The 12,908-nt window shown below is 43.6% G+C and carries 14 protein-coding genes; 6 read left to right on the top strand and 8 right to left on the bottom strand.

The genetic code is table 11. The features are described from left to right. Nucleotides 1–49: 49 nt before the first annotated feature. Together J7649_RS01355 and J7649_RS01350 are read right to left on the bottom strand one after the other, a co-directional pair. Entirely contained in the window at nt 50–1,216 is a 1,167-nt protein-coding gene (locus J7649_RS01355) for an ATP phosphoribosyltransferase regulatory subunit (protein WP_219308996.1), read from the bottom strand. 206 nt (nt 1,217–1,422) lie between these two features. Then, nucleotides 1,423–1,878: an Lrp/AsnC family transcriptional regulator gene (locus tag J7649_RS01350; protein WP_004645552.1), complete on the bottom strand. Its 456-nt coding sequence runs from the start codon at nt 1,876–1,878 to the stop codon at nt 1,423–1,425. A gap of 147 nt (nt 1,879–2,025) precedes the next feature. On the opposite strand from J7649_RS01350, the gene J7649_RS01345 reads away from it, so the two are divergent. Both J7649_RS01345 and J7649_RS01340 read left to right on the top strand, forming a co-directional pair. Beyond that, entirely contained in the window at nt 2,026–2,775 is a 750-nt protein-coding gene (locus tag J7649_RS01345; protein WP_219308994.1) for an AzlC family ABC transporter permease, read from the top strand. Continuing rightward, nucleotides 2,772–3,071, top strand: coding sequence for an AzlD family protein (locus J7649_RS01340; RefSeq protein WP_219308992.1), 300 nt, complete (start codon nt 2,772–2,774; stop codon nt 3,069–3,071). The genes J7649_RS01345 and J7649_RS01340 overlap by 4 nt, the downstream gene beginning before the upstream one ends. Nucleotides 3,072–3,113: 42 nt before the next feature. Here the strand turns inward: J7649_RS01340 and J7649_RS01335 are convergent, their stop codons facing one another. Both J7649_RS01335 and J7649_RS01330 read right to left on the bottom strand, forming a co-directional pair. After that, on the bottom strand, nt 3,114–3,410 hold the full coding sequence (locus J7649_RS01335) for a hypothetical protein (RefSeq protein ID WP_004278968.1): 297 nt from the start codon (nt 3,408–3,410) through the stop codon (nt 3,114–3,116). A 192-nt stretch (nt 3,411–3,602) separates the two neighbouring features. After that, a complete protein-coding gene (locus J7649_RS01330) occupies nt 3,603–4,625 on the bottom strand; it encodes a type I glyceraldehyde-3-phosphate dehydrogenase (RefSeq protein WP_004278969.1) in 1,023 nt (340 codons plus the stop codon). Between the two features lie 388 nt (nt 4,626–5,013). On the opposite strand from J7649_RS01330, the gene alaS reads away from it, so the two are divergent. From alaS to csrA, 3 genes are all read left to right on the top strand, one after another. Next, nucleotides 5,014–7,707, top strand: coding sequence for an alanine--tRNA ligase (alaS, locus tag J7649_RS01325; protein ID WP_219308990.1), 2,694 nt, complete (start codon nt 5,014–5,016; stop codon nt 7,705–7,707). Between the two features lie 64 nt (nt 7,708–7,771). Further along, on the top strand, nt 7,772–9,052 hold the full coding sequence (locus J7649_RS01320) for an aspartate kinase (protein ID WP_004278971.1): 1,281 nt from the start codon (nt 7,772–7,774) through the stop codon (nt 9,050–9,052). 250 nt (nt 9,053–9,302) lie between these two features. Continuing rightward, on the top strand, nt 9,303–9,557 hold the full coding sequence (gene csrA, locus J7649_RS01315; protein WP_004278972.1) for a carbon storage regulator CsrA: 255 nt from the start codon (nt 9,303–9,305) through the stop codon (nt 9,555–9,557). A gap of 95 nt (nt 9,558–9,652) precedes the next feature. Here csrA and rnhB read toward each other — a convergent pair whose 3' ends face one another. Both rnhB and J7649_RS01305 read right to left on the bottom strand, forming a co-directional pair. Beyond that, a complete protein-coding gene (rnhB, locus tag J7649_RS01310) occupies nt 9,653–10,240 on the bottom strand; it encodes a ribonuclease HII (protein ID WP_004278973.1) in 588 nt (195 codons plus the stop codon). A 59-nt stretch (nt 10,241–10,299) separates the two neighbouring features. Beyond that, the gene (locus J7649_RS01305) at nt 10,300–10,671 is read right to left on the bottom strand and encodes a hypothetical protein (RefSeq protein ID WP_219308987.1); all 372 of its coding nucleotides are present in this window, start codon (nt 10,669–10,671) and stop codon (nt 10,300–10,302) included. 217 nt (nt 10,672–10,888) lie between these two features. Between J7649_RS01305 and J7649_RS01300 the strand changes: the two genes are divergently transcribed. Continuing rightward, the gene (locus J7649_RS01300; RefSeq protein ID WP_026055720.1) at nt 10,889–11,452 is read left to right on the top strand and encodes a cytochrome b; all 564 of its coding nucleotides are present in this window, start codon (nt 10,889–10,891) and stop codon (nt 11,450–11,452) included. Between the two features lie 43 nt (nt 11,453–11,495). Here the strand turns inward: J7649_RS01300 and J7649_RS01295 are convergent, their stop codons facing one another. Together J7649_RS01295 and J7649_RS01290 are read right to left on the bottom strand one after the other, a co-directional pair. Next, nucleotides 11,496–11,849, bottom strand: a complete 354-nt coding sequence (locus J7649_RS01295) for a hypothetical protein (protein WP_004645560.1) — start codon at nt 11,847–11,849, stop codon at nt 11,496–11,498. 45 nt (nt 11,850–11,894) lie between these two features. Next, nucleotides 11,895–12,896, bottom strand: coding sequence for an adenosine deaminase (locus J7649_RS01290; RefSeq protein ID WP_004731590.1), 1,002 nt, complete (start codon nt 12,894–12,896; stop codon nt 11,895–11,897). Nucleotides 12,897–12,908 lie beyond the last annotated feature (12 nt).

Raw genomic sequence — 12,908 nt, 5'->3', positions numbered from 1 at the left:
TGTTAAAGTTGAAAGCCCCGCTCAGCGACATGAACACTGAGCCAAGCAGTTAAATCGTTTTGACTGTCCACTCACCATTCGCATTCACCAGCTGGTGCGTCGCATATGGAATCGAGTTTAAATCATCATTACCCAGTAACTGAATTACACTTAAGCCTTGTGTGCGAATATTCTGAATCGCATTCAGAAGCTCTGCATCAGTGCCTTTAGGTGCAACCACGACCTGTACCGCATCAAACTGGCCTGCGCTTAAAGCATATAAGTCACAAGAGAAACCGGTTGCCGGACGCGCACGGCCAAAATGTTCACCAATGCCATCATAACGGCCACCTTGTGCCAGTGCAGCTGCACGGTTCGGTGCATAGACTGCATACATCAAGCCAGTATGATAATGGTATGAACGTAATTCAACTACATCAATACCAATACTCAAGTTTGGCCAACGGGTTTGAACTTCGTCTTTGGTGGTTTGCAAGACATTAAAAGCCTGCGTAAATGCTGGATTTGCCAACACTTCAGCACTTAAATGCGCTTGTAATGCATCCAAGTCGCTGGCATAGCGTCCAAGTGCATAGAAATCCTGACCAAATTTCAGGTCTGCCGTGAATTCTTCTAATTCTGGCAAAGCCTTACGCTGGTATAAATCAGATAATTGCTGTTCAGCGACTTTGTTTAAGCCGGCTTGAGCCACCAGACTGCGGAATAAACCCACATGACCTAAGTCCAGATGAATACCATCTGCCAGACCTGTTTCCTGAATCAGACTGATCATCAAGTCGACCATTTCTACATCGGCATCGATGCTGTCTGAACCAAATAGCTCCGCACCTAACTGTAGTGGCGCACGCGAAGTGTTAAAACCGCGAGGCTTGGTATGCAGAACGGTTCCTGCATAGCAGTAACGTGCTACACCTTCCACTGGATGTACATGCGCATCAATACGAGCCACTTGTGGTGTCATATCGGCACGCACACCAAGCAAACGACCAGAAAGCTGATCGATTACTTTAAAAGTGGCTAAGTCTAAATCTTGATTCGATTCTGAGAGAGAAGATAGAGATTCGATGTATTCAATGAATGGCGTGTACACCAGCTGATAACCTCGAGATGCAAGGAAATCCAGTGATTTACGGCGCAGACTTTCAATAACTTGCGCTTGTTCTGGTAATACATCAGCTACACCATCAGGTAATAACCATGTCTCTGAAATGGGCATGTTGTAAACCTAAATTCTTGTCAGCGCGGAACGAATCCGCATAAAAAAATCGGGAGCACACCCGATTTCTCCTAGTCTAGCACGATAGTTTTGGCTGTGCATCGCAAATTTTATAATTTTCGCTACCTGATGAAATCAACAACAATTGTGTCAACTATCAGCGTTTTAATGCACATTTAAAAGAAATAGCATGACAAAATCCGGCATTAAACCAAAGGCAATGCAGTCGTGCTTTTAACCGTTTGCAATGGAATTTCAGTTTTTACACTTTGAATGCAGGGAATTTGGGTTAAATGATGAATCTGAAATTTACGATAGGCATCCAGATCAGCCACCACAATTCTTAAAAAGAAATCACAATCGCCTGCCATTAACTGGCACTCGACGACTTCTGGCATTTCCTTGATCGCTTCGACAAATTGATCGACCACAGCAGCTTCTTGAGACTTGAGCCAGACGCGTGCAAACACGCTCATCGCCAAATTGACCTTTTGTGGATTCAGCAGTGCGACATATTGCTCAATCACGCCATCATCTTCCAGCTGTTTTACCCGTCTTAAACAGGGTGACGGTGACAAGCCAATTAATTGAGCCAGTTCATTATTTTGCAGTTTTCCATTCTTTTGCAGCTCATGCAAAATGCGTTTATCTATTTGATCCATGTCTATGCCTTGGCATTTAAAACCCCTTAAATTTAATTTAGCGCAATTTAATTTCAAATAAAACTCAAATCTCTTTCACTACAACAGCAAATAGCCTGAATATCGCCATAAAATATGGTCTAGTTTTGCAGTACCCAGGTCATTTCCATGCTTTTGTTCAGACAAAGCACCGCAGCGGTGGTTGTCCCTACCGATTTCAGCGAATTTCAACGTGGCATGAAAGATTCTATCCCCATGCTTTTGGGAATTATCCCCTTTGCGCTGGTGCTGGGTGCGACGGCGGTACAGAAGAATTTCAGCTTGCTCGAAGTGCCATTACTGACCGGTTTGAACTTTGCCGGCGGTTCTGAATTTGCCATTCTGGAGGTCTGGAGCAGTCCACCAAATTTACTCATGCTGATGTTCATTACCTTTCTGGTAAATAGCCGGCATCTGTTGATGGGCGCCAGTTTGGTGCCGTATTTAAAGCATCTTCCGAATCTTAAAGTTTTTCCGGCGCTGTTTTTTATGGTCGATGAAAGCTGGGCACTCGGTCTGGCTGATGCACAAAGGAAACAGGCGCAACTGGGTTATCGTGCTGCTTTTAGCATGCCTTATTATGCTGGCCTGTGTTTTTGCCTGTACTTGATGTGGGTCGGATTTACCACACTCGGCGCCATGCTTGGGCCTGTATTAGGCGACATCAAACGTTTTGGTTTTGATATGGCCTTTCCTGCTGTATTTCTGGTGTTACTAAGAAGTATGTGGAAAGGTTTTGAGGCTGCCCGGCCATGGCTGGTCAGTTTAGTCTGTGCGGCTTTGGCTTATTTATATTTACCTGCGGGCTGGTATGTGCCGATTGGTGCCTTGTCTGGAATAGCTTCGGCATTTTTCCTGATTCAAGAAGATCAAACATGATCCAGATGAGCACCTTGGTGGCCATTATCCTGATTGCTGCGACCACCTATTTAACCCGGATCTTGGGCTATGTCTTATTAAAAAATAAAACGCTGACACAGCGCCAGCGTAAAATTCTGGAAGTAGTCCCCGGCTGCGTGCTGATTTCAGTGATTGCACCCTATTTTGTACGCGACAATCCTGCAGACCTGATCGCCTTGGCTTTAACGCTATTTGCCGCTACACGTTTTGGATTATTACCGACCGTCGCCATCAGTATGGTTTCTGCTGCAATTTTAAGAATTTTAATAATCTAACGCTAGAAAAACCCCTTTAAATGATCTCTAAAGGGGTTTTGTTTATTTCTGTGGATCAACCACTTTGGTCAGCAAACTGACCAGTTCGGCATTTTGCAATTCAACCTGCTGAAGTTTGGCTGTGGTCTGATCCAGCACTTCCTGCTGCACATGCATTTTTTTGGCTAGATCCTGCATGATTTCCAGGGTCTTTTTTAAATTTTCTTCCAGATGCACGATTTTTTCTTCGACTGGCACGCCTTCCACGCTACGTGGCTCATCACTCTGATTAAACTGCAGCCAGATCAGAAAAATCACCGCCAAAGTCAGCAGTATAATAAATCCCCAAACCACCATCATGTGCTTGCTCTTATTTCATTTTATTGTCTTTATCTTAACGAAAAATGCTGCAGATAACGTAAATAATTCAGCCTCAATTCCTGATTTTCGATCAATTACCGGCAAATTCTCTTAAAACATGGCTTGCAGAATATTTACAGGCAAGAAAAAAGCACCGTATCTCGGTGCTTTTGAGGTTTAGATAACCCGAACTTAATGAAATGATTCACATAAATCCAGCAGACGGTTGGCATAGCCCCACTCGTTATCGTACCAGGCAAAGACTTTGGCTTGATGCCCGACGACTAGAGTCTGGGTCAAATCCACAATCAATGAATATGGGGAATGATTAAAATCACTCGATACCAATGGCTCATCTGTCACGGCCATAATTTCCGCAAAATCCTGCTGGGCAGCCTTGATCAGCACTTCATTCAGCTTGTGATCGGTAATCGGCGACTGGGAGACAAACGTTAAATCAATCGCGGCCACATTAATGGTCGGCACCCGAATTGAATAACCATCAATACGATCTTCCATTTTTGGCATGACACGCTTTAAGGCACCGAGTGCGCTCGAAGTCGTAGGAATGATGTTATGGCCTGAAGCACGTGCACGACGCAAATCACGATGCGCATGATCCAGTACCGACTGATCCGCCGTTACAGCATGGATTTCAGTCATCAGGGCGCTAGTGATGCCAAAAGCATCATCGACAATTTTGACCAGTGGCACCAAAGCCTGTGTAGTACAAGAAACACTGGAAATGATCTGGTCCGATGCTTTGACTTCATGATGATTGACACCATAGACAATTGCGGCATCGACCGTATCAAAAGGTGCTGCGCCGATAATCACACGTTTCGCCCCTGCTCCAATATGCTGGGTCGCGGCTTCACGAGAACGGAACAGTCCAGTACATTCAAGCACTACATCTACCGCCAAGTTTTGCCAAGGCAACTTAGCCGGCTGCGACTCACACAAAACCTGTACTTTTAATGCAGCATCTTGATAGCTGATATGCATATAGATATGTTCAGTATCATAGCTGAGATCCACCTGCCCCGGAAAACGGCCATGGGTCGAGTCATATTTAAACAGGTGAATCAGGGTTTCAACATCGGCAATATCGTTAATGGCAACGATTTCAAAATTAAAATCTTTCGGGTTTTCAAACCATGCGCGCAGTACATTCCGTCCAATACGCCCAAATCCATTGATTGCCACTCGTTGCATGACTCGACCTTTTATATGCCTATTTTAAAACTCTTCTATGTTAAAGGATTTCTGGCGCCGTACATTAAAAACTTCAGTGAAAATACTGATTTTCGATTATTTTATTTCTGATACATTCGTCTGTATTCGAGCCATTTAAAATTCCGTTTATTTTTTAAAGAGATGGATATAGACGAATTCTACTGTGGGAAAATTCAATTTAATTATTCAGCGAAAAACCTGAGTAAATAAATCCTTCGCAATTGGTTTTAAAATGATTGGTGCATACTGCTTTTTCCGTTATAATTTGGCGTTTTAAATTTTTAAGCCCCGCATTGCAGCAGAGCTCTTGTATGCTTGTCAGACTGTGGTGTTTTAGCCAAATCGGAAATTATGGAGTGACTTGGTTGTGAGTACTCGTTTTATGACATCAGCTGAAATTCGTGAAGCATTTTTGCGTTACTTTGAATCGCAAGGGCATACACGTGTCGCGTCGAGTTCTCTAGTACCTGCCAATGACCCAACTTTGCTGTTCACCAATGCTGGTATGAACCAGTTTAAAGATTGCTTCTTAGGTCTAGAAAAACGCGATTATGTACGTGCAGTGTCATCACAAAAATGCGTGCGCGCAGGTGGTAAGCACAACGACTTGGACAATGTAGGTTATACAGCACGTCACCACACTTTCTTTGAAATGTTGGGTAACTTCTCCTTTGGTGATTACTTCAAACGTGATGCGATCAAATTTGCTTGGGACTTTTTGACTAACGAAGAATGGCTTGGTCTTACTAAAGATAAACTCTATGCAACCGTTTACCATACAGACGACGAAGCATTCGACATCTGGAACAAAGAAATCGGTCTAGACGCTTCTCGCATTATTCGTATTGGTGACAACAAAGGCGGTCAATACGCATCTGATAACTTCTGGGCAATGGGCGACACCGGTCCTTGCGGTCCATGTTCTGAAATCTTCTTCGACCATGGCGATCACATCTGGGGTGGCCTACCGGGTTCTCCTGAAGAAGATGGCGACCGTTTCATTGAAATCTGGAACAACGTATTCATGCAGTTCAATCGTACTGCGGATGGCGTATTACACCCTCTTCCAGCGCCTTCTGTGGATACAGGGATGGGCTTGGAGCGTATTTCTGCCGTTTTACAGCATGTCAACTCAAACTACGAAATCGATTTATTCCAGCATTTACTTAAAGCTGCGGCTGAAATTATTGGTTTGGACACTACAGCGCTTGAAGCTGAAGCTGCTGAGAAAGGCACACCAGTTCAGTATCCTGCTTCATTGAAAGTTGTTGCTGACCATGCACGTTCATGTTCATTCCTGATTGCTGATGGCGTAAATCCATCGAATGAAGGTCGTGGTTATGTACTGCGTCGTATCATCCGTCGCGCAGTACGTCATGGTAACAAGCTAGGTGCAACAGGTTCGTTCTTCTACAAGATGTTGAAGCCACTGATCGAAGTGATGGGCGAAGCTTATCCTGAACTTGCTGCTCAACAAGCACGTATCGAAGCACAACTTCTGAAAGAAGAAGAACAATTTGCCAAAACACTTGAGCAAGGTTTGAAATTGCTTGAAGGCGAATTGGCACAGTTAAAAGGTTCTGTGATTCCGGGCGAAGTGGTATTTAAACTTTACGACACTTATGGTTTCCCGACTGACTTGACTGCTGACATCGCACGTGAACGTGACTTAACCATTGATGAAGCTGGTTTCGAAACTGAAATGGCTGCACAGCGTCAACGCGCACGTGATGCAGGCAAATTCGCAATCGACTATAATTCTGTTGTGAAAGTCGAAGGTGAAACTCAGTTTGAAGGTTACGATGCAACTGCGGGTCAAGGTCAAATCATCGCAATCTACAAAGATGGCGAGCAAGTTGACGAAGTGGTTGAAGGCGACGAAGCACTGATCGTACTTAACCAAACACCTTTCTACGCAGAAAGCGGCGGTCAAATCGGTGATACAGGTATCTTTAAAAACGATACTGGTATTTTCGAAGTTCAAGATACCAAAAAATCTGGTGGCGCATTTGTACACCAAGGTATCGTGACGATGGGTAACTTGAAAGTTACTCAAAATGTAGAAGCAACAGTAAAAGCAGATATTCGTGCAGCAACTGCGCGCAACCACTCTGCGACTCACCTGCTACATGCTGCGTTACGTCAAATTTTAGGTTCACATGTACAGCAAAAAGGTTCATTGGTTGCATCTGATGTGTTACGTTTTGACTTTGCCAATGACCAACCTGTAAGCTTTGAACAGCTGCAAGAAATTGAACGTTTGGTCAATGCTGAAGTGATTGCCAATACTGCGGTGTCTACTGAACTTCTGGATATCGAGTCTGCGAAAGCTAAAGGCGCGATGATGCTGTTTGGCGAGAAATACGGTGACGAAGTACGTGTACTGTCTATGGGTTCAGTGATTGAAGAGAAAAACTTCTCAATCGAACTTTGCGGTGGTATTCACGTAAAACGTACCGGTGATATCGGTCTGTTCAAAATCACCTCTGAAGGTGGTGTGGCAGCCGGTGTACGTCGTATTGAAGCAGTAACAGGCACTAAAGCAGTTGAAGTTGCGCAAAAAGCCGATCGCGATATCAATACGATTAACGGTTTGCTCAAAGCACAAAAAGACCAGACTTTAGAAAAAGTTGAAGCACTGGTTGATACTGCATCGAGCTTGCAGAAACAGATTGAACAACTCAATCAAAAACTTGCTAGCCTGCAAGCCGGTGAACTTCTAAGCCAAGTTCAAAGCATTGCAGGTCGTGCAACCTTGATTACAACTGTTGAAAACATGGATGCAAAAGCACTACGCAACCTGCACGACGGTGTGAAATCAAAATTAGAAAATGCAGTGATTGTTCTGGCAGGTGTAGAGGGTGACAAGGTGAGCTTGATCGCATCTGTAGCAAAAGACTTTACTGCTTCTATTAAAGCAGGTGACATCATCAAACATTTGGCAACTGAGCTAGGTGGTAAAGGTGGTGGTAAACCTGACTTAGCACAAGGTGGCGCGCCACTTAACGAGAAGTTTGCTCCAGTGATGGCGGATTTAACTGCCTGGCTTGCAGCAAAATAAAACTTCAATTTTGTGTAACTGACCCTGATAGGTACATCAGGGTCATGGCTTATATGGAACAACTATGGCATTAATCGTTCAAAAATATGGCGGTACCTCTATGGGTACTCCCGAGCGCATTTTAAATGTTGCTCGTCGTGTAAAGCGCTGGCATGACCACGGCCACAAGGTAGTGGTAGTGGTATCAGCAATGAGTGGCGAAACCAATCGTCTACTTGCTTTAGCGAAGGCCATTACCGAAACCCCTGACCCACGTGAACTAGACCAAATGGTATCTACGGGTGAACAGGTTACGATTTCTATGTTAGCAATGGCGCTGAACTCAATTGGAGTTGAAGCAAAATCACTAACAGGTCGCCAGGTTGGCATGAAAACCGACAGCTCATTCAATAAGGCACGTATCGAATCCATTGATACTGAAGTCCTGAACTCAAATCTGGATGCAGGCCGCGTACTTGTCGTTGCCGGTTTCCAGGGTTTTGATGAACATGGCAATACCACCACTTTAGGGCGTGGCGGTTCTGATACTTCAGGTGTTGCAATTGCTGCCGCACTCAAAGCAGATGAATGCCAGATTTATACCGACGTTGACGGTGTATATACCACCGATCCACGTGTTGCACCAAAAGCAAAAAAAGTTGATCGTATTTCATTTGAAGAAATGCTTGAGATGGCGTCACTCGGTTCTAAAGTCCTGCAAATTCGTTCAGTTGAATTTGCTGGTAAATACCAGGTGCCTTTACGCGTATTATCAAGCTTCGACAATGACAACGATGGCGCATTCGACGAAGAGTTTAAGCAAAACGTTGGTACACTTATTACGACTGAATTGGAAGACAACATGGAACAGCCAATTATCTCCGGTATCGCATTTAACCGTGACGAAGCAAAATTAACTATTTTAGGTGTGCCTGACGAACCGGGTATTGCTTCTAAAATTTTGTGCCCGATTGGTGATGCCAATGTTGAAGTGGATATGATTATCCAGAACGTTGAAGAAGATGGTACAACTGATTTCACTTTTACTGTGAACCGTGGCGAATTAAATAAAGCCAAAGCCATTCTTGAAGCAACTGCTCAAGAAATTGGTGCGCGTGAAGTTGCGACCCGTTCAGATATCGTAAAAGTATCAATTGTAGGTGTAGGCATGCGTTCACATGCCGGCGTGGCAAGCAAAATGTTCACAGCTTTGGCAGACGAAGGCATCAACATCCTGATGATCTCGACGTCTGAAATCAAGATTTCTGTGATCATTGAAGAAAATTATCTTGAACTTGCGGTTCGTTCATTGCATACCGCATTCGGTTTAGACCGTGAACAAGGCGAATCTAGCGCACGTGCTTAAGCGTTAAGACAGAATATTGTCATTGTTTGACAGTATTTTATAAAAGTCTACAAAAATGCAGAGCCACTATAGTTTTTTTTATAGTGGCTCTGTTATATTAAGCCTGAGGATTTTTAACCAGCTGAGATAGATTAAAATCTTTCACCCAGATGACAGAATTTCTATCCAGATCTTATTTTGTAATTTTTGGTTGTGCTTTTTGTTTTACATTCAATAGATTGCAGGTTTTGCATTTTGCAAGGAGAAAAACATGCTGATTCTGACTCGACGCGTCGGGGAAACTTTAATGATTGGTGATCAAGTCAGTGTGACTGTGCTTGGTGTAAAAGGTAACCAGGTTCGTATCGGGGTAAATGCTCCGAAAGAAGTCTCTGTGCACCGTGAAGAGATTTACCAGCGTATCCAGCATGAACGTGCAATGCATGAACATCTTCAACATATCGATCAAGATTACCAACCTTCTTATGAAGATGACAGCCAGACACAAAATAACTTTAATCGTTAATGTTTGTGCGAAGAATAAAGCGGCTTTTGAGCCGCTTTAAATTTGTCTAAATTTTATACAAAAATATTAAATACTTAGATAATTTAAAATAAAACTTAAAGTTCTGCACCCTGCTGTAATGCTGCAATCACCTTTTTTACCGGCCCAAAACTGCGACGATGCTCATCAATCACGCCATGTAAGGCAATCGCTTCAAAATGTGCCTTGGTCGGATAACCCTTGTGCTTGGCAAAGCCAAATTGCGGATGCTTCTGGTCCATCTCGATCATCTGATGATCACGGGTTACTTTCGCCAGAATACTGGCTGCTGAAATTTCAGCATGCAGTGCATCACCACCCACCACGGCATCACAGCTCATAGCAAGGCCCTGTGGAATCTTGTTGCCATCGACCAATACATGCTCAGGCTGAACTGGCAAAGCTTCTACAGCACGGCGCATGGCCAGCAAAGAAGCTTGCAAAATATTATGTTCATCAATCTCTGCCGCAGAAGCCTCAGCAATGGCCCATGCCAGCGCTTTTTCCTGAATCTCGATAAAAAGTTTTTCACGCTTCTTTTCAGTGAGTTTTTTAGAATCATTTAAACCCTCAATCGGGTTGTTCGGATCCAAAATAACTGCCGCAGCGACGACTGAACCGACTAATGGCCCACGCCCTGCTTCATCTACACCAGCAATCTTCATGTCTATTTTTCCATAAAAAATAGGCTGAACCAGTCAGCCTATTTCAATTTAATCTTGGCTTAGTTTACAGCTTCAGCCACACAAGCGTTAATGGTTTTTGCAACCACATTGCCGACAATCGTCGCACGTGCTGCCGGGTCAATTGCTGCAGTCGCCAAATCTACCGCTGTTACACTTTGTGGCGCTTTTTCACTGACACAGCCACAAATTTCAGTCTGGATATTCTGCTTTTGGGTCGTAGTCATTAGACGTGTAGCTGTTTGCCATGCTGGAATATTATTCAGCTCAGTCGTACATTTTGTATTGATCGCGATTTTAAGCGCAGCCCCACCCAGCTGTTGAGTCGTGGTTTGCGTTTCAGGGCTGCCTGTTGTTGCACAAGCAGATAAAACCAAAGTAAGCGGAGCAAGTGCAGCCAATAATTTTTTCACAGATCTGTTCCTTGTTTATTCATATATGAAGCGTGACGCTATTGTGCCGAAATTCACCTGAATAAGAAATCTATAAATCATCCTGAATGTTTAATCTGCACCCAGCCATTTCAATGGATGTTGCATGAAAGCCACCATAGCGTTGCAGATTTGGAATTGCTGGGCTGATTCGCCCTTTGCTAAGGTGCATCCATCTTTGAGGGCAATCGAAAATCACATGGAAAAAGTACAATATTACACGCGCACGGCACAATGGTTGCACTGGATCATGGCAGTTATCTTTATTGCGGCCTGGCTGATTGGTTTTTATAGTGGGAATTTTTTAAGTTATGAGGTCGATGGCAGCTTTAAAGGCGATGTCATCACCCTGCATAAAAATATCGCCACCACCATTATTTTCCTACTGGTTGTGCGAATTTTCTGGCGTTATACCCATCCTGCCCCTGAACTACCGGACACTATGTCACCCCGGATGAAAACTTTGGCACATGCAGGTCATCTGGCTTTGTATTTTATGCTGATTGCTCTACCTGTCACCGGCTGTTTATATAGCTGGAGTCTGGGCTATCCAGCACCAGTGCTATATTTATTTAACCTGCCGGCACTGATTGCAGAAAATCCGGCTGTAACCGCGATCGTAAAACCCCTGCATATCTGGCTTTCCTGGGCAGTTGGCTTACTTTTAGTTGGACATATTTTCGCAGCACTGAAACATCATTTTATCGATAAAGATCATGTACTCAACAGCATGACCCGACAATCCAAATCTTCTAAAAAATAATCTGCAAAACCACACTCAATCAGCTTTCATTGCAAAGCTGATTTTATTTTAAGAACTCGGTCATGCAGCCTTTCAGACTGTTTGCAATAGCCTGTTGCGTGAGTTTTGACTTTACTTCTTCATCCAGAGTCGCTTTCAGTAAAGTGCTTGCCGGAATATCCTTGAGTGCATGCTCACCTACACATGAACAGACATTCTGTTCAAGTTCAGCTTTATTTTTGTCCTGCATAAAATAGGTCGAGGCAGTCCAGAATTTAGATGCTTTCAATTCTTTTGCACATTGGTATTCAATCACGGGTTTTAAAGTACGCTGTGTCAAAGTCATATCCGCATTTGAGCAAGCAGATATCAACACGCTACTGATGAGCAGAATTATATTTTTCAATTTCATATCCATCTATAAAAACAAAGGCAGAGCGAACCCTGCCTTTTATTTAAAAACTTAAACCAGGGCACGGATCTGGTTGATCCATTGCTCTTTTTCAGTATCGGTAATAAAAGAGGCTTCAAATGAGTTAATGGCCAATTGCTTGAGTTCCTCATTGCTTAAATCCAGTGCTTCAGCAATGGCAATAAAATTGTCATTCATATAACCACCAAAATAAGATGGATCATCTGAATTGACTGTAACGTGCACGCCTTGTTGCAAGAGGCGACGGATATTATGCTGCTGCATATCATCCACGACGCAGAGTTTCAGGTTTGACAATGGGCAAACTGTCAGTGGCATCTTTTCTGCGATCAGGCGCTGCATTAACTCCGGATCTTCTTCCGAACGAACCCCATGATCAATACGATTCACTTTCAGCAAATCTAAAGCTTCCCAGACATAAGCTGCCGGACCTTCCTCACCTGCATGTGCTACAACCAAGAAACCTGCTTCACGCGCTTTAGCAAAGACACGTTCAAACTTTGAAGGTGGATGCCCGACTTCACTTGAATCCAGACCGACCGCAATAATCTGGTCTTTATAAGGTAAGGCCTGTTCCAGTGTTGCAAATGCAGCATCTTCACTTAAATGACGCAAGAAACACATAATCAGATGTGAACTGATACCAAGTTTAGTTTTGGCATCATCACAGGCTTTTTGCAAGCCGTTGATCACGGTTGAAAAAGCAACACCACGATCGGTATGGGTTTGTGGATCAAAGAACATTTCAGTATGCACGACCCGGTCTTCAGCACATTTTTCAAAATACGCCCACGCCAGATCATAAAAATCCTGTTCATGAATTAATACAGCAGCGCCGGCATAATAAATATCCAGGAACGACTGAAGATTATGAAAGTTATAGGCCTGTTTAACTTCTTCAACAGATTTATACGGGATGGCAATTTTATTACGCTGAGCGATCGCAAACATTAGCTCAGGCTCAAAAGTGCCCTCAATATGAACATGAAGCTCGGCCTTTGGCAAAGCTCGAATCAACTCAAGACGGTTCATCGCTTCTCCTCA

Origin of the sequence: Acinetobacter lwoffii (assembly GCF_019343495.1) — a bacterium.
Taxonomy (GTDB): Bacteria; Pseudomonadota; Gammaproteobacteria; order Pseudomonadales; family Moraxellaceae; genus Acinetobacter; species Acinetobacter lwoffii_P.
The sequence above is the reverse complement of the archived record's forward strand: the minus strand, read 5'-3'. Positions and strand labels throughout refer to the sequence as shown.